The organism is Ramlibacter sp. WS9 (genome assembly GCF_003797765.1).
Classification (GTDB): domain Bacteria; phylum Pseudomonadota; class Gammaproteobacteria; order Burkholderiales; family Burkholderiaceae_C; genus Ramlibacter.
Genome location: NZ_RKMB01000005.1, coordinates 91,174 through 107,446 on the forward strand (window position 1 = coordinate 91,174; position 16,273 = coordinate 107,446).

The window sequence follows — 16,273 nt, forward strand, 5'->3', positions numbered from 1 at the left end:
AGCACCATGAAACGGTGTCACGCGGCCGGGATCAGGCGCCGATCAGCCCGCCGTCGTTGCGCGTGATCACTATCGTCGCCGAGCGCGGACGCGCCGTCGCGCCGCCCGGCCCATAGCCGGCGTTGCCCGGCCAGTGGCTCAGGTACCTCGAAGGGGTCGCGAGGTCTGCCTTGCTGATCGTCTCACCCGGGTGCTGGATGTTGACGAAGATGGTCTTGCCGTCCGGCGTCTCGCTGATGCCTGTGATCTCGCAGTCCTTGGGCCCGACGAGGAAGCGGCGCAGCGTATCGGCGGTCGGCTTGGCGCCCATCCGCGTGGGCACCGCAAGCGTGCTGCCGTCTTCCCTGGTGTACGACAGCGTGGGCGTCGTGCCGTCGCCGACCGCTCCGGGCTTGCCGATCAGCATCATGCAGTTGGTGGCGTCGGTGTACGCACCGTCATCGGTCTGGATGAAGCACAGGCCAGTCGTCGGGCTGAACCACAGGCCGTCGGGGCTGGAGAAATCCTGGTCCGCGGTGAGGGCGGAGAGGTTGACCTTCGCCCTGTCGGCGTCTGCTTGCGCACCGAAGAGGTAGACATCCCAGGTGAAGGCCGTCGCCGCGCTCTCGGAAGCGGTTTCCTTCAGGCGGATGATATGGCCGTTGATGTTGCCCGGCGTACTCGCTGCGGTCGGCGCGTCGGTATAGGCGCGCGGGTTGGCCGCGTCCACCCCCACATACTGAGGCGAACCCGACAGGTCGACCTTGCGGTCGGCGTTGTGGGTGAGCGTGTAGTACACCTCGCCGGTCACCGGGTGGACGGCACACCACTCGGGGCGGTCCATCTTGGTGGCACCGGCCGCGTCGGCGGCCAGGCGCGCGTTGACCAGCACGTCGCCCTGGTTCGTGAATCCGTAGTCGGGGTGGGTGGTCACCGCGCTGTTGGCAATGCTCAACTCGATCCACTGGCCGGTTCCGTCCGCATTGAATTTCGCGACATGCAGCTTGCCGCTGTCCAGGTACTTGTCGCCGGTGGCGATGCGATCGGCGGGGGACGCATCGTTCGTGTCCCAGCTCGCGGCAGAGACGAACTTGTAGATGTACTCCCCGCGCGAGTCGTCGCCCATGTAGGCGGCCAGCGGCTTGCCGGCCGTTGGCTTGCCGAACGCGGCGCTTTCGTGGGCTAAGCGGCCGAGCGCCGTGCGCTTGCGCAGCGCCGCGTTCTTGTCGTACGGGTCGATCTCCACCAGATAGCCGAACGTGTTGGCCTCGTTGCGGTAATCGTCCGTGCCGTCTGGAGAGCTGCCCGTCTGGGTGATGTCCCACCGCGCGTAGAGGTCGGTGGCGCCGGCGGTTTCCCAGCCATGAACGCTGGCGCTGTTCTTGGTCACGCCGTAGCGCCGCAGCGACACGCTGTCGCGTCCCATGGGGCCGCCGCGTGCGGCTTCGTCATCGCCGCGCTTGAAGAAGCCGGACCAGTTTTCCTCGCCGGTCAGCAAAGTGCCCCAAGGCGTGTAACCGGTGCCGCAGTTGCCGATGGTGCCGCGGCAATCGTTGCCTGAGGCCGAGAACTTCGTCTTCACAAGGGCGTGGCCGCGCACCGGGCCACTGAGCTGCATCGGCGTCATCGGCGTGATGCGGCGGTTGTAGGGCGATTCCTTCTGGACCGCGAACTTGCCGTTCACCTTGCGCACTTCGACGACCGAAACGCCGTGCGCAAGAATCTCCTTGTCAGCCTCGGCGGCCGGGCGAGGGTTTCGCGTGGCGCCGCCAACGTGCAGGAACTGGCTGGTGATGCCCTCGTGGTTGACTGCCAGCAGGCCACGCTCCGAACCGGACATGTCGCGCGCCGTGCCTGCGGCGTCGAGGCCGAAATACTGCATGCCGTCGTGATGGTCGCCCGCGCGCTGCTCGAAACCGGTGTCGGTACCGTCGTTCTTGAAGTCGGCGGTGGCGGATGTCAGCGGATCGCCCAGCGCGTAGATTACGGTCGCGGTGTAGCCGGCCGGCACGGTGACGGCGTCGGCCCGGTTCTTGGCGACTGCAGGAAAGCCGAGGGTGAGCGGCACGTCGGGCGCAGGTTCGTCGCCGCCGCTTCCGCAGCCCACGAGCGGCAGCGATCCCAGCACGGCAGCGCCGGCGGTCCCCATGCCGACACGCAGCACACCGCGGCGCGACAGGCGCGCCCCGAGCACGTCCGTGAACGAAGCATTGGTGCTCTTGTTGAAATCTTTGTCGTGGCGCACGTCGTTCAAAGCCCTATCTGTTGTCTTTCATCATTTTGCAATATTGATGCGCCACCATCGCGCGATGAACATTCGTCCGCTTCATCCGGTTCACATGCTCGCGCTGGGCGCCGCCGTGCTGCGGGGCCTCGCGGAGTTCGCGTCTCTGCAGCTCTGGCGGCTGCGTGAGCGGAGGCCCCGCTGACCGCCGGCGGGCCTCTTCCCGAACTCGCGGAACTCGAACGCGTCATTGCCCTGGCGGGCTCCGGCATCAACGTTGCCATCGCCGCGACCGTGCGTGCACACGGCGGGCACACCGTGCCGGTGTACCTGGTGACGCTGGGCCATCCCGATGCCCGCGCAAGCGTGGGTTACTTCGGCGGTGTGCATGGGCTGGAGCGCATCGGCTCGCAGGTGGTCATCGCCTGGCTGCACAGCCTCGTCATGCGGCTGCGATGGGACGAGTCCCTGCACGAACTGCTGCGCAAGGTGCGCCTGGTCTTCATGCCGATCGTCAATCCGGGCGGCATGCTGCGCGGCACGCGCGCCAACCCGAACGGCGTGGACCTGATGCGCAATGCGCCTGTCGACGCACAGGAACCCGTGCCTTTGCTGGTGGGTGGCCAACGCATCAGCGCCGGGCTGCCGTGGTACCGCGGGCGCCGCGGTGAGCCGATGGAGGCCGAGAGCGCGGCCTTGTGCGACGCCGTAGGGCGCGAAATGCACGGCCGAGCGTTCAGCCTCGCCCTCGACTGCCATTCGGGTTTCGGCATGCGCGACCGAATCTGGTTCCCGTTCGCCCATCGCCGCAGCCCCATCGCGCACCTGGCTCAACTCCACGCGCTGCATGAGATCTTCGAGCAGACCCACAACCATCATCACTACGTCTTCGAGCCGCAGAGCCGCCAGTACCTCGCTCACGGGGACTTGTGGGACCACCTCTACCTGAATGCCTGCGAATCGCCTGAACGGGTGTTCCTGCCGCTGACACTGGAGATGGGCTCCTGGCTATGGGTCAAGAAGAACCCGCGCCAACTCTTTTCGCGGGACGGCATCTTCAATCCATTGATCGCGCATCGGCAGCAGCGTGTGTTGCGCCGCCACCTGCCGCTGCTGGACTTTACCCTTCGTGCCGCCGCTGCCTCCGCGCGCTGGCTGCCCGGCGCGCAGGACCAGGAGCGGCATCGCGCAGCCGCGCATGGCCGCTGGTATGGCGCATGACAGTGTCACCAAACTGCCACCGAATTGCCACATGGGATTCACCGGGGCCGCACAAACTCCAGCCAACTACAGGAGCCGGAATGAACGAACTGCCCAATCCCACGCTGCCGCTGTCACCGGTTTCGCTTCCACGGGGGTCACTTCACCGACCTCATCAAAGCATCGCTGAAGGGCATGGCGGCATTCTGGTTTCGTGGGCCCAGCACCAGGACGAAGTCCGCCAGGCGCAGCGCCTGAGGTACCAGGTCTTCGCCAACGAAATGGGTGCGCGCCTGGACGCAGGGGTGCCCGGCCACGACATCGACTTGTTCGACGACTACTGCGAGCACCTGCTGGTACGCGACGCGCAAAGCGGCGAAGTGATCGGCACCTATCGCGTGCTGACGCCGGCGCAGGCACTGCGAGTGGGCAGCACCTACAGCGACACGGAGTTCGACATGTGGCGATTGCGCGCGATGCGGGAGCGCATGGTCGAGTTGGGGCGCAGCTGCGTGCATGCCGACCATCGCCACGGCGGCGTCATCCTCGCACTCTGGGGAGCGCTTGCCGAGTTCATGGTGCGCAACAAGCTGGACACGATGATCGGCTGCGCCAGCATCCCGATGCTTCACAACGGCACGGTGAGCGGCCACGCGGCAGCCAGCGTCTGGAGCCAGTTGAAGGAGACTCACCTCGCACCGATCGAATACCGCGTGCTTCCCCGTCTGCCGCTGCCGGTGGACGAGTTGGACTGCACGCTCGATGTCGAGGCACCCGCGCTGATCAAGGGGTACCTGCGCCTGGGCGCCAAGGTTCTGGGCCCGCCGGCCTGGGACCCGGACTTCAACAGCGCCGACCTGCCGATGATGATGCGCATCGCGGACCTGCCGCCGCGATACCGCAAGCACTTCCTGGGCGCATGAGACACCGTCATGCGCACCCCGGCCACTGAGATGCGAACCACCTTCGACGCTCTCGGGACCATTCTTCCCCAGCTCGGTGCCGCCGCCCCGCACGAAGCCGACGATGAGGCTGTCCGCCGCCGTTACCGCACCGTCTTCATCTCCGACCTGCATCTCGGCACGCCCGGCTGCCAGGCCACTGCGCTGCTGCAGTTCCTCAAAGCCCATCCGAGCGACTACCTCTATCTTGTGGGCGACATCGTCGACGGCTGGCAACTGCGCCGCCGCTGGTACTGGCCGCAGGCGCACAACGACGTCGCGCAGAAACTCCTGCGCAGTGCGCGCAAGGGCTGCCGGGTGATCTACGTGCCGGGCAACCATGACGAATTCGCGAGGCAGTTCGTCAACCACCAGTTCGGCGGCATCGAGGTGCTGGAAGAGGCGGTGCACGTGGCCGCCGACGGCCGGCAGCTCTGGGTCATCCATGGCGACTATTTCGACGGCGTAGTCCAGTGCGCCAAGTGGCTGGCCTACCTCGGCGACAACCTCTACGAGTTCACCCTCAAGCTCAACCGGCACCTCAACAACCTGCGCGGCCGCCTGGGCTTGCCGTATTGGTCGCTCTCGGCCTACCTCAAGCACAAGGTCAAGAAGGCGCTGAACTACGTCACCGATTTCGAAACGGCCGTGGCGCACGAGGCGCGGCGGCGCGGCCACCAGGGCGTGGTGTGCGGCCATATCCACCGCGCCGAGATGCGCGAGATCGATGGCGTCCTCTACTGCAACGATGGCGATTGGGTGGAAAGCCGCACAGCGCTGGTCGAACACTTCGACGGCCGGCTCGAACTCGTGCATTGGAACCCTTCGCTCGAGGGCGGCACGATGCAAGACACACATACAAAAGAGGAGATGGCATGAAGATCGCTTTGGTGACCGACGCGTGGCAACCCCAAGTCAACGGCGTGGTCACCACGCTGGTGGAACTGGTGCGCGAACTCACGCTGGCCGGGCACACCCTGGAAGTGATCCAGCCGGGGCAGTTCAAGACGCGGCCTTGCCCGGGCTACGCGGGCATCGACCTCGCAATCGCGCCGAAGGCGCAGCTCACGGCCAGGCTCGACGCGTTCCAGCCGGATGCGATCCACCTGGCGACCGAAGGGCCGCTGGGCTGGGCGGGGCGCCGCTACTGCTTGCAGCGCAAGCTGGCATTCACAACGGCCTTTCACACGAAGTTTCCGGAGATCGTCAACGCGGCGATGAGGATGCCGGTATCGTGGGGCTATGCGCTGATGCGCCACTTCCACGCGCCGTCGTCGGGCGTCATGGTGCCCACGCAGAGTGTGCTGCGGATGCTGGATGCCCGGGGATTTCGCAACCTGCGCGCCTGGACGCACGGGGTCGATACTGCACTGTTCCCATTCCATCCGAGCACACAAGCCTATCCGCCCTTGGGGTTGCTGGCGCGCCCGGTCGCGCTGTTCGTCGGACGCGTTTCGTACGAAAAAAACATCGACGCATTCCTGAAGATGGACTTCCCGGGTACCAAGGTGGTGTGCGGTGTGGGCCCGGTGGAGACGCAGCTCAAACAGAAATTTCCCCACGTGAAATGGCTCGGCCTGCTGCCGCGCGACGAGCTTTCCAAGGTCTATGCCGCCGCCGACTTGTTCGTATTCCCCAGCCACGCCGACACTTTCGGCCTCGTCATGGTGGAAGCCATGGCGACCGGGACACCGGTTGCCGCATATCCGGTGGACGGCCCGCTCGAAGTGCTGGGCCGCTACGACGACCAGGGCCGCAGCCTCGGCGGCGCGATGAACCAGGATCTGCAGCAGGCGTGTTATGCCGCGCTGGCGGTGCCGCGGCACGAGGCCCGCGCCCGTGCGCTCGACTTCAGCTGGTCCCACGCCACCGCGATCTTCGCCGGCCACCTGGTTCCGGCGCAGGGGGCGGCCGGCAAGCCTCTCGCGCAGCGCCTCGCGCCTGTCACACAACTGTCATCTGAACCCCCGACACTGTCATGACTTTGTCATGTTGCTAACTCCCCCCATGTCCGCCACCGCCGTGCCAGCGCCCACGGAGCCGACCCACAGCCTTTCGTTTCTCGACCGGGACCACAGCATCCTCGCGTTCAACGAGAGGGTCCTGGACTGGGCTCATCGTGCCGACGTGCCGCTGCTCGAGCGGCTGCGCTACCTGTGTATCGTCTCGTCCAACCTCGACGAGTTCTTCGAGGTGCGCACCGCGCCCCACCTGACGGCCGTGCAGGCGGGCGACCGCAAGGGCGAGTACACCGTACAGTCGTTCGAGGCGCTGGCCGAGGCAACCCACCAGCTCGTCGACCGGCAATACGCGCTCTACAACGATGAGCTGATGCCCGCCTTCGCCAAGGAAGGCATAGCCATCATTTCGCACGGCGAGCGCAGCACGACGCAGAAAGCGTGGGTGCACGAATACTTCGAACGCGAAGTGCGGCCGCTGCTCATCCCCGTCGGGCTCGACCCGGCGCACCCGTTCCCGCAAGTGGCCAACAAGTCGCTCAATTTCATCGTGCGGCTGGCGGGCAAGGACGCCTTTGGGCGCGAAAACGAGATCGCCATCGTCAAGGTCCCGCGCGTTCTGCCGCGGCTGATCCGCATGCCTGCCAAAGTGTCGGGCGGCAAGGCGCTGTTCGTTTCGCTTTCGAGCGTGATCCGCGCGCACCTGGAACACCTGTTCCCCGGGCGGGATGTCGGCCAGTTCTCGCAGTTTCGCGTGACGCGCCATTCCGATCTGGCCGTGGACGAGGATGATGTGCGAGACCTGCGCACGGCCCTGCGCCTGGGCCTGCAGCATCGCCACTACGGCCAGGCCGTGCGCCTGGAGGTTTCGGCGGGCTGCTCGGAGCATCTGGCCAACTTCCTCCTGCAGCAGTTCCACCTGCCCGAGCAGGCTCTTTATCGTGTGCACGGCCCGGTGAACCTGGTGCGCCTCGCGCAATTGATCGACCTCGTCGACGCGCCGCAACTGCTGTTCACCCCGCACAAGCCTTCGTATCCGGCGCAGCTGGTGCCCGGCCGCTCCTTCTTCGACCAGATCAAGCGGCGCGACATCCTGATCCACCAGCCCTACGAGAGCTTCGAGGGCGTACTGGGTTTTCTGCGCGAAGCGGTGCACGACCCGAAAGTGCTGGCGATCAAGCAGACCATCTACCGTACGGGCGTGGAGTCCGAGCTGATGGACCTGCTGCGCGAAGCCGTGCGGCGCGGCAAGGAAGTCTCGGCGGTGGTGGAGCTCAAGGCCCGCTTCGACGAGGAAGCCAACATCAACTGGGCCGAAAGCCTGGAATCGATCGGCGCCCAGGTGGTGTACGGCGTGGTCGGCCTGAAGACGCACGCCAAGATGCTGCTGGTGACTCGGCGTGAAGGCAAGCACCTGGTGCGCTATGCGCACCTTTCCACGGGCAACTACAACCCTCGCACGGCCAAGCTCTACACCGACATCAGCCACCTCACGGCGGACCCGCTTGTGACGGCGGACATCGAGAACGTCTTCGTCCACCTCGCCAGCCAGAGCCGGCTGCCGAAGTTGAACAGCCTCTGGCTCGCCCCTTTCCACCTGCACCGCAAACTGCTCGAGCGCATCGACGCCGCCGGCGAGGCGGCGGCGCAGGGGAAAGACGCCCGAATCGTGCTCAAGATGAACGCGCTCACCGACCAGGCGCTGATGCTGGCGCTGGTGCGTGCGGGCAAGCGCGGTGCGGAGATCGACCTGATCGTGCGTGGCGCCTGCATGCTGCCAGCTCGCGTGCCGGGCGTGACGGACAACATCCGGGTGCGCTCCATCATCGGCCGCTTCCTGGAGCATTCGCGCGTTTTCTATTTCCGGGTGGACGGCGAGGAGCAGCTCTACCTGTCCAGCGCCGACTGGATGAATCGCAACATGCTGCGGCGGATCGAACTCGCGTGGCCGGTCAACGACCCCAAGCTGCGGCAACGCATCGTCGACGAATGCCTGGTGGCCTGCCTGCACGACGACCGTGATGCCTGGGACCTGATGGCCGACGGCACCTACCAGCGCGTCAAGGGCGCGGGCGAGCCCAAGGGTCACGGCGCGCAGGCCGCCCTGATGGCACGCTATGCCGCGCCGCGCGGCTAGACCTCTCGAGAAGAACGATGGACCTGATCTTGTGGCGTCACGCCGAAGCCGAAGACGCTGCCGAAGGCCAGGACGACCTGAAGCGCGCCTTGACCTCTCGCGGAGAAAAACAGGCTGCCCGCGTTGCCGCGTGGCTGGACCGCCAATTGCCCGATGGCACACGCATCCTGTGCAGCCCCGCCGTGCGCTGCGAACAGACCGTGCTGGCGCTGGGGCGCAAGTACAAGACGCGCGAGGAACTGGCGCCCGACGTCCCGGTGGAAAGCGTGCTCGATGCCGCGCAGTGGCCGCAAGCCAGGCATCCCGTCCTCATCGTCGGCCACCAGCCGACGCTCGGCGACGTCATCGCGCGGCTGCTGCACCTCAAGCACGGCACCTGCGCCGTCCGCAAGGGCTCGGTCTGGTGGCTGCGTACCCGCGAACGCGACGGCCACGAGCAGACGGTGGTTGTGGCGGTGCAGTCGCCCGACGCCGTCTAGGGGCCCTGGCCCATGCACGCCGGAGAACGCTTCAACAGCTACAGCCACTTGCTGGGGCTGGTACTGGCGCTCGCCGGGACCGGGCTGCTGCTGGAACAGACGCTGCGCGGGGGCGATGCCGCCAGGATCGTGGCCGCAATCGTATTTTCGTTGTCGATGCTGGCGCTGTACGGAGCCTCCACGCTGTTTCACAGCACGCGCGGCCGCGCGAAACGGATCTGGCAGCGCGCGGATCATTGCGCCATCTATCTCTTGATCGGGGGCACCTATACGCCGCTGGCGCTCGTCACTCTCGAGGGCGCATGGGGGTGGAGCCTGCTCTGCGTGGTTTGGGCTGCAGCGATATTCGGCATTCGGCGGGAACTGCGGGCCGGGGAGGGCGCGCGGCCCTCGTTGGGAATCTACCTGGGCATGGGCTGGCTGGGGCTGCTGATGGCATTCCCGCTGGTTGCGCGCATGGAGGCGGGTGGTCTCGCATGGCTGGTGGCCGGGGCCTTGCTCTACACGGCGGGAACGATCTTCTACCGCAATCCCACCGGCCTGCGGCACGCGCATGGAACGTGGCACCTGTTCGTATTGGGAGGCACGGCCAGTCACTTTGTCGCGGTGGCGGGCTTCGTGTTGTGATCCGGTGACCACGCGCGCAACCTCCCACTTCCTCCTGGTGCTGGCACTGCTTTGCCTTTGCCGCCCCGCTGCCGCCGACCCGCAGAACTGCACGCGGACGCTGGAAGGGCTGGCCATCCTCGCGGGCGACTCGCCGTTTCCCCTGCGCTGGGAGGAAACTTCCATGACCGACGGCAAGCCGCTCGTCGTGTCCATCACGGAAAAGGACGGCGCGCTCTTCCTCGCATTCAACAAGACCCATGAAGGCCTGTGGGCCGAAGGCCCGGCCGTGGTTTGCCGGATGGGGGCGGCCCTCGAAGCCCGGATCGGACGGATCCGCATCGGCCCGGCCGCGCACTGGATACTGCGCCAGTCGATGGCGGGCGGCAGCACGTTCGCGCTGTCCCGCCGATCGGCCGGGCAGCTCCAGATCGCAACGCCCGGGTGGAAGGGCGACTTCGCGGCGAAGCCGAACTGACCGCTTCAGTCCTTGGCCGGCCGGCCCGTCTTGAGCGCAGGCACCGCAGCGAGGGCGGCGGCGAACGCCACGTCGCCCATCACCGAGAGCACCTTGATGCCGGCACGCAGCACTTCGCTCTTCTTCGCGGGCGTGCCGGATTTTGCTGCGCGCTCCTTGAGTTGTTCGAGCACGGCGTACTCGGCCTTCGGGATGGTGAAGCTGTCGCGCACGAGCTTGGGCTTCTTGGGTTTTTCCACTTTCGGGGCTTTGGCTGCGGGTGCCACGGCTGGCGCCGGCGCGGGCTTCGCAACCGGCGTCTTTGCTGCGTGGGGCGCCGGCTTAACCGATGCGGCCTTGCGGCTGGGGGCGGTGGGTTTGGCGGCCGTGGTGGGTTTCTTCTTCGCAGTTGCCATGTTTCTTTCTCCTGGTTAAACGGTGTATATAGTTTATACCGTTTCCAGGGGCAACAGCATGGCGATGCGTTCGCTGATCGAATCCGCTCGCTCGTGTCCCGCGACACGCTCGATTTCGGCAATCATTTCGCGGCCGGCCGCCAGCATCGACTCGCGGTCTTTCGCGTCGCGCAATGCTTCGCGGAACCGCTCGGCCTGTGCCGGATCGCGGCGGGCGAACATGCGCTCGCAGATGTCGAACAGGAACATGCGGGTTGTGGCGAGCGACCGCCTGCCTTCGAACCCGTCGGCGGATCCGACAGGGGCGGGTGGCGACGGCGCGGCGACCTCCGGTTCCGGGGACCGCGCGGCCCGGGGTTCGCGCGTGAGGGGCTCCAGGTAGCCCCGCTGCATCAAGTTCAGCACGATCTGTTCCCCCAGCCCGTCGAACAGCGGACGCAGATCCATCAGCGACTTCTTTCCGTCGCACAGAAGCAGCAAGCTGCGTTCGCGCTGGCCCAACGTGCGCACGCCGGGCCGCAGTTCGGTGCGTGCCCGCTCGGTTTTCTGAAGCAGCATGGCCATGTCCTCCTTCCGAAGGAGATCGAGTACACCTCGCCTTCATGACGCGCGAATGAACCTGCGGAGGAATAACATGGCGGGTGAGGCCTGCAATGACTGAGTTCGAACTCAAACTCGAGATTCCCGCGTCGCGGCTGGCGGGAGTGCTGGCCGCTGTTCGCGAAGGCGGGGCAACGGGCAAGCGCTTGCGGGCGTGCTACTTCGATACCCACGGCGATGAGCTCGCCGCCGCCGGCATCGTCGTGCGTCTGCGCAAGGAAGGGCGAGTCTGGGTACAGACCGCCAAGTGCGGCGGTGAGGGGCCGCTGGCGCGCCTGGAGCACAACGTCGCGATCGGCGTACTGCCCGCCGGCGCCGTGCCCGATGTCTCGCTGTCGCGCCACGCCGATACGGCGGTCGGTGAAAGGATTGCACGGGCGCTCAAGGCCCGGTCGCTGGACGACGCGCCGGTGTTGCAGTCCAGGTTCGAAACGGACGTGCAGCGCCTCGCGCGCAGAGTGCGATGCAAGAGTTCCGTGATCGAAATTGCGCTCGACCGCGGCAAGGTGCTCGCGGGTGACGCGCAAGCTGCGCTATGCGAGATCGAGTTTGAACTGCTGGAAGGCGATCCCGCGGACGCGGTGCGGCTTGCGCACGAGTGGCTTGTCGCGCACGGCCTGTGGCTCAGTACGACCAGCAAGTCGGCGAAGGGTCGCCGCCTGGCCGAGGGCCGGCCTTTCGGCCCGGCGGTGGAGGCTGTTACCCCGCGTTTGCGCCGAGGCGAACGCGGCTGCGCGATCATGGCCGCGGTGATCGGCGCCTGCCTCGAACAGGTGCTGGGCAACGCCAGCGAGGTCGGCGCCGGAAGTGTCGAAGCGGAGCACGTACACCAACTGCGTGTGGGTGTCCGCCGGCTGCGCAGCGCCTTGCGGGAACTGCGTGCGCTTGCGCCGTCGCTGGACCCGGCCTGGGAGGCGCCGCTGGTCGACGCGTTCCGGGTCCTTGGCCTCCATCGCGATCACGGCCGCCTGCAAGCCATCACGCAGCCGCAGCTCGAGGCACAAGGCGCGCCGGCTCTGCATGTCGGGGATTTGGCCGACCCGCCGGATCTGGAAGCCGCAGTGCGGTCCCCCGCTTTTCAGGGTGTCTTGCTGGGCCTGCTCGAATTCACGCATTCCGCGCAAATGCGGGAGGTGGCCGGGCTGCCATCGGAAAAGGCCTTGAAGATGCTGGGCGCGCGGCTGGAGAAGCTGCATGCGCAGGGCGTCCGGGACGGCCGCCGCTTCCAGCAATTGGACCCGCACCGGCAGCATCGTGTGCGCAAGCGCCTGAAGCGGCTGCGCTACCTGGCCGAGTTCGTCGCGCCGCTCTTTCCGGCAAAGAGGGCCCGCGACTTCATCGCGGCGCTCAAGCCGGTGCAGGACGCGCTGGGCCTGTACAACGATGAGCTGATGGCGCTGGAGGCCTATCGGAGCCTGGCCGAGCGGGACCCGGTGGCATGGTTCGGGGCGGGCTGGCACACCGCGCGCCGCGCGCCCAACGCGGCTCAATGCCAGCACGAACTCGAAACTTTCGCCAAGGCCAAGCCCTTCTGGGATTGAACGGTGCGGTAGTTGCCGGCGCTCAGGCGTCGCGCCGCCGGAACGCCACCCAGCCCGCCACGACGGTGAAGACCGCGACGATGGCCGCGACGACCCAGAAACCATGGTCGTTTTGCGCCAGTGGGACGCCGCCCACGTTCATGCCGAACAGGCCGGCCAGGATGTTGATCGGGAGCGCCAGCACCGTCATTACCGTCAGCACGAACAGGCTTCGGCTGTTGCGCTCGTTGACGATGGCCGCCACTTCTTCCTGCAGCAGCTTGATGCGCTCCTGCAGCGACGCCATGTCGCGCAGCGCCACCGAAAATTCCTCCGTGGCTTCGCGCAGCTGCTGCGTGTCGGACGCGCCCATCCACGCCGGTGGGTGCTGCAGCAGCCGGAACAGTGACGCGGGCTCCGGCGCCAGCAGCCGCTGCAGCCGCACCAGCAGGCGGCGCAGTGCGCCGAGCTTGGAGCGCTTGAGATCGAGCCGGTTCGACAGCAGCTCGTCTTCCACCTTGTCGACCTGGCGCGTCACGCCGCGCACGATGTCCACCAACACGTCGGCTTGCGCGCGCAGCAGGCGCTCCAGCAGCTCCACTGTCGAGCGGATCGGCTCGCCGCGCTTGATGGCGGTGCGCAGCTGGTCGATGGAGCGCAGCGGCGCCAGCCGCGCCGTCACCACGACCCGGCTGTCCAGGCTGGCCCACAGCGTGGAAATGTCCGAAGTGTCGAACGAGAAGTGGAAGTGCACGTCGTTGACGACCGCGATCAACGCGTCTTCGTCGCGTTCGATGCGGGTGGATCGCAACTCGTCCTTCAAGGCGTCGTAGAACGTGGGCGTCAGGCCGGCGTGGCGCTCCAGCCAGCGCACGGCGGAGGCGTGTGCCAAATTGAAGTGCAGCCAGAGAAAGCGGGGCGTCGCTTCGCCGTCAGCGGGCGGCGCTTGTCGAAGCAGAGCCATGCTCTCGGCCGCCGCGCGCGAATCGACGGGCACAGCGGGCGCGCCGGTCTCGAACAGGTAGCCGCAGATCAGGCCCGATTCATCCGCGCCATAGTTCGAAACCGCGTGATCCATGGGCAAACGGCGCTCACGCCAGCAGCAGCGCCCAAGGCGTCTTCTGCCAGGCGACGGTTTCCTCGCGCAGCAGGTGGGCCGACTGGGGAAAAGCTTTCGTCCATTCGGGACGAAGGCCCAACGTGACCTGTTGGCCCGCGGCGCGGATCTGCAGGCCCTTCAGGTCCGGGTCGCGCCGCGCGTGGCACAGGATCACGGCCAACCGCAGGCAGAGCAACTGATGGACGAACAGCGAGTCTTCAAAGTCCGCTTCCAGCTTGCGCAACTTGCCCCGGTGGCCCAGGACCAGCAGGCCCAGGCGGTGCAGCTCCGGCTGCGCGAAGCCCGGCGCATCGGCGTTGTCGAGGATGTAGGCGCCATGCTTGTGATAGTCGCTGTGCGAGATGGCGCTGCCGACTTCGTGCAGCTGTGCGGCCCAGCCCAGCTTGCGCACGTGGCGTGCGAGTTCGGCCGCGCTCTCGCCCGCGCGCAGCTGGCGCAGCAGCTGGCAAGCGACTTTGCCCACCCGTTGGGCCTGCGCCGGGTCGGCGCCGAACTTGGCGGCCAGGCGCTGCACGGTGGACGAGCGCACATCGGTCTCGCCCTGTTCGCGGTCCAGCAGGTCATACAGCACGCCGTGCCTCAAGGCGCCCTGGGCCGCCTGCATCTCTTCGATGCCCAGCAAGTCGAAGACGGCGCGCAGCACGCTGACCCCGCCGCCCACCACCGGGCGCCGGTCGTCCTTGAGGCCGTCCATCCGCAGGCGGTCGGCGCTGCGTGCTTCCAGCAGGCGCTCGTACAACCAATTCAATCCGTCCCGCGTGATGGTTCCTGCGGGCCCCCCGGCCGCGGCCAACACGTCCGCCACGGCGCCGATGGTGCCGGACGAGCCGTAGGCCACGTCCCAGGTCTCCGGGCGGTAGGCGTCGAGCGCTTCGTCGAGCACGGCCTTGGCGGCGATCTCGGCGGATTCGAAGGCCTGCACGGTGAACTGTCCCTGCGGGAAATACTTCATCGACCAGGCGACGCTGCCCACGCGGTAGCTCTCCGTCACCTTGGCCGCCAACGACTGGCCGAGGATGAGCTCGGTGGAGCGCCCGCCGATGTCGACCACCAACCGGCGCTCGGCCGACTGCGGCAGCAGGTGGGCCACGCCCTGGTAGATAAGGCGGGCTTCTTCGCGCCCGGAGATCACGTCGATGGGAAAGCCGAGCACCTGCCGCGCCTTGGCCAGGAACTCATCCCGGTTGCGCGCTTCCCGCAGCGTCTGCGTCGCCACCGCCCGCACCTGGGCCCGCTTGAACCCGGCCAGCCGCTCGGCGAAGCGCGCCAGGCAGTCCCAGCCGCGCTGCATGGCCTCGGGCGTGAGGTTGCGCGCTTCGTCGAGGCCGTTGCCCTGGCGCACGGTTTCCTTGATGTATTCCGTGCGCTGGATCTGGCCGTGATCGTGGCGGCCTATCTCCAGGCGATAACTGTTGGAGCCGAGGTCGACCGCGGCGAGCAGGATTCCGTTTTGCATGTTCGGGCCAGCATAGCAAACGCCGGCGCCGCGCTGGGCCTTTTCAACCCACAACGCGGCCGTCCACTGTCAACATGCTCTGCGTCACATAGGTCGCGCTGCGCCGCTGCGGGTTGAACGCGATGCGGTAGCCGCCCACGTCCGTCGCGCCACGGCGCTGGAAGGCCAGCAGCGCGCTGTGACGTGTGGGCGCCGTGTCGATGTCCGCGAGCACTTCATAGGTGTAGCGTGCGGCAATGTAGCCTGCCAGCGAGAGCGGGGTGGGCGGTTCGTCGAACAGGCGACCGAGCGTTTCCCGGTAGGACCGCACGACGGGCAGGCTCGAGTTGACCATCGGCACCGCCTGCGTCGCGATCACCGGTGTACTGCGCGATCCTCCCATCTGCATCATGGTCAGCAGGTTCACGTCGGCCAGCGCCACCACATAGCGTTGGCGCGATTGCTTGTCCAGGCCCTGGGTGAACTGCACCAGCTCCGGCGTGCCACCGACGAACAGCAGGATGGCGGGCGTGGTTTGAGTCAGCCGCTGCCCGAGGCGCGAAAGCTCCCCTTCCGCGCGGAAGCTCTGCAGCTTGACCTTGAACTCGCCGGCGATGCGCTCCAGGTCCTGGTGGTAGAGGTTGAATTCGGACGACGATGCGTAGACGGCGCCGACATCCTGAACGCCCATCACCGTGAGCGACTTCAGCGCATGGCCGATCTGTTCCTGGCGCGCGGCGAAGATGGGGAAAGTGCGGTCGTCCACTTCGAGGCTGGAGTTCTGCAGCCAGGGCGCGACGTGCGCGATGGCGATGTTTTCCTGGCGCAGCAGGCCGGCCAGCTGGGTCGCGACCGGGTCACCTGACGTGCCGGACAGGCAGACGCAATTCGGGTTGTCCTTGATGGAGGCGAGGGCGGCCTGCAAGCTCGGCAATGTTCCATCGACTTCGATCGAAAGGTGCTGTACGGGCTTGCCGCGTACACCGCCCTTGGCGTTGATGTCCTGCCAGGCGGCGCGCGACCCGATCAGGAAATCCTTCGAAACGTCCTGCTGGGCCGCCGACGTATCGACGATCTGTGCGATGGCGAGGGGGCGGCCGGTGGCACGTCCGGGCTGTGCCCAGGCGGGGGCGGCGCCGGCCAGCAATGCCCCAACCCCCGCCGCGAGAATCCGCCGGCGGGGTATGGCGTGGTGGGTCAT

General features: G+C 67.0%; 15 protein-coding genes. 9 read left to right on the forward strand and 6 right to left on the reverse strand.

The genetic code is table 11. From position 1 onward, the window contains the following. Nucleotides 1–31: 31 nt before the first annotated feature. On the reverse strand, nt 32–2,233 hold the full coding sequence (locus EEB15_RS10400) for a PhoX family phosphatase (RefSeq protein WP_233259447.1): 2,202 nt from the start codon (nt 2,231–2,233) through the stop codon (nt 32–34). Between the two features lie 264 nt (nt 2,234–2,497). Here EEB15_RS10400 and EEB15_RS10405 point away from each other — a divergent pair, with 264 nt between their 5' ends. From EEB15_RS10405 to EEB15_RS10440, 8 genes are all read left to right on the forward strand, one after another. Further along, nucleotides 2,498–3,424: a DUF2817 domain-containing protein gene (locus EEB15_RS10405; RefSeq protein ID WP_370283494.1), complete on the forward strand. Its 927-nt coding sequence runs from the start codon at nt 2,498–2,500 to the stop codon at nt 3,422–3,424. 80 nt (nt 3,425–3,504) lie between these two features. Then, on the forward strand, nt 3,505–4,326 hold the full coding sequence (locus tag EEB15_RS10410; RefSeq protein WP_141509780.1) for a GNAT family N-acetyltransferase: 822 nt from the start codon (nt 3,505–3,507) through the stop codon (nt 4,324–4,326). 30 nt (nt 4,327–4,356) lie between these two features. Next, the gene (locus tag EEB15_RS10415) at nt 4,357–5,223 is read left to right on the forward strand and encodes a UDP-2,3-diacylglucosamine diphosphatase (protein WP_141509957.1); all 867 of its coding nucleotides are present in this window, start codon (nt 4,357–4,359) and stop codon (nt 5,221–5,223) included. After that, complete coding sequence (locus EEB15_RS10420; RefSeq protein WP_141509781.1) at nt 5,220–6,326, forward strand: glycosyltransferase family 1 protein; 1,107 nt, start codon at nt 5,220–5,222, stop codon at nt 6,324–6,326. Before EEB15_RS10415 ends, EEB15_RS10420 begins: the two co-directional genes overlap by 4 nt. A gap of 25 nt (nt 6,327–6,351) precedes the next feature. Then, complete coding sequence (ppk1, locus tag EEB15_RS10425; protein ID WP_199236502.1) at nt 6,352–8,439, forward strand: polyphosphate kinase 1; 2,088 nt, start codon at nt 6,352–6,354, stop codon at nt 8,437–8,439. A 17-nt stretch (nt 8,440–8,456) separates the two neighbouring features. Then, nucleotides 8,457–8,918, forward strand: coding sequence for a histidine phosphatase family protein (locus EEB15_RS10430; protein ID WP_141509783.1), 462 nt, complete (start codon nt 8,457–8,459; stop codon nt 8,916–8,918). A 12-nt stretch (nt 8,919–8,930) separates the two neighbouring features. Continuing rightward, the gene (locus tag EEB15_RS10435; RefSeq protein WP_141509784.1) at nt 8,931–9,545 is read left to right on the forward strand and encodes a hemolysin III family protein; all 615 of its coding nucleotides are present in this window, start codon (nt 8,931–8,933) and stop codon (nt 9,543–9,545) included. 4 nt (nt 9,546–9,549) lie between these two features. Further along, a complete protein-coding gene (locus EEB15_RS10440; RefSeq protein ID WP_141509785.1) occupies nt 9,550–10,002 on the forward strand; it encodes a hypothetical protein in 453 nt (150 codons plus the stop codon). 5 nt (nt 10,003–10,007) lie between these two features. Here the strand turns inward: EEB15_RS10440 and EEB15_RS10445 are convergent, their stop codons facing one another. Together EEB15_RS10445 and EEB15_RS10450 are read right to left on the reverse strand one after the other, a co-directional pair. Then, a complete protein-coding gene (locus EEB15_RS10445; protein WP_141509786.1) occupies nt 10,008–10,397 on the reverse strand; it encodes a hypothetical protein in 390 nt (129 codons plus the stop codon). A gap of 33 nt (nt 10,398–10,430) precedes the next feature. Beyond that, on the reverse strand, nt 10,431–10,955 hold the full coding sequence (locus tag EEB15_RS10450; protein WP_141509787.1) for a hypothetical protein: 525 nt from the start codon (nt 10,953–10,955) through the stop codon (nt 10,431–10,433). Nucleotides 10,956–11,050: 95 nt separating this feature from the next. On the opposite strand from EEB15_RS10450, the gene EEB15_RS10455 reads away from it, so the two are divergent. Beyond that, the gene (locus EEB15_RS10455) at nt 11,051–12,538 is read left to right on the forward strand and encodes a CYTH and CHAD domain-containing protein (RefSeq protein WP_141509788.1); all 1,488 of its coding nucleotides are present in this window, start codon (nt 11,051–11,053) and stop codon (nt 12,536–12,538) included. A 22-nt stretch (nt 12,539–12,560) separates the two neighbouring features. Here the strand turns inward: EEB15_RS10455 and EEB15_RS10460 are convergent, their stop codons facing one another. Genes EEB15_RS10460 through EEB15_RS10470 form a run of 3 tightly spaced genes read right to left on the reverse strand, consistent with a single transcriptional unit; the run spans nt 12,561 to nt 16,273 of the window. Continuing rightward, nucleotides 12,561–13,595 (reverse strand): transporter, encoded by a 1,035-nt coding sequence (locus EEB15_RS10460; RefSeq protein ID WP_141509789.1) that lies wholly within the window; start codon nt 13,593–13,595, stop codon nt 12,561–12,563. A 13-nt stretch (nt 13,596–13,608) separates the two neighbouring features. Then, nucleotides 13,609–15,093: an exopolyphosphatase gene (ppx, locus tag EEB15_RS10465; protein ID WP_141509790.1), complete on the reverse strand. Its 1,485-nt coding sequence runs from the start codon at nt 15,091–15,093 to the stop codon at nt 13,609–13,611. Nucleotides 15,094–15,136: 43 nt separating this feature from the next. Next, on the reverse strand, nt 15,137–16,273 hold the full coding sequence (locus EEB15_RS10470) for an ABC transporter substrate-binding protein (protein ID WP_141509791.1): 1,137 nt from the start codon (nt 16,271–16,273) through the stop codon (nt 15,137–15,139).

Excerpts from the sequence above, each read along its gene's own strand:
- EEB15_RS10410 (WP_141509780.1), top strand. The coding sequence starts at position 3,505 with ATGAACGAACTGCCCAATCCCACGCTGCCGCTGTCACCGGTTTCGCTT.
- EEB15_RS10415 (WP_141509957.1), top strand. The coding sequence starts at position 4,357 with ATGCGAACCACCTTCGACGCTCTCGGGACCATTCTTCCCCAGCTCGGT.
- EEB15_RS10420 (WP_141509781.1), top strand. The coding sequence starts at position 5,220 with ATGAAGATCGCTTTGGTGACCGACGCGTGGCAACCCCAAGTCAACGGC.
- ppk1 (WP_199236502.1), top strand. The coding sequence starts at position 6,352 with ATGTCCGCCACCGCCGTGCCAGCGCCCACGGAGCCGACCCACAGCCTT.
- EEB15_RS10430 (WP_141509783.1), top strand. The coding sequence starts at position 8,457 with ATGGACCTGATCTTGTGGCGTCACGCCGAAGCCGAAGACGCTGCCGAA.
- EEB15_RS10435 (WP_141509784.1), top strand. The coding sequence starts at position 8,931 with ATGCACGCCGGAGAACGCTTCAACAGCTACAGCCACTTGCTGGGGCTG.
- EEB15_RS10445 (WP_141509786.1), bottom strand. The coding sequence starts at position 10,397 with ATGGCAACTGCGAAGAAGAAACCCACCACGGCCGCCAAACCCACCGCC.
- EEB15_RS10450 (WP_141509787.1), bottom strand. The coding sequence starts at position 10,955 with ATGCTGCTTCAGAAAACCGAGCGGGCACGCACCGAACTGCGGCCCGGC.
- EEB15_RS10455 (WP_141509788.1), top strand. The coding sequence starts at position 11,051 with ATGACTGAGTTCGAACTCAAACTCGAGATTCCCGCGTCGCGGCTGGCG.
- EEB15_RS10460 (WP_141509789.1), bottom strand. The coding sequence starts at position 13,595 with ATGGATCACGCGGTTTCGAACTATGGCGCGGATGAATCGGGCCTGATC.
- ppx (WP_141509790.1), bottom strand. The coding sequence starts at position 15,093 with ATGCAAAACGGAATCCTGCTCGCCGCGGTCGACCTCGGCTCCAACAGT.
- EEB15_RS10470 (WP_141509791.1), bottom strand. The coding sequence starts at position 16,273 with ATGACCCACCACGCCATACCCCGCCGGCGGATTCTCGCGGCGGGGGTT.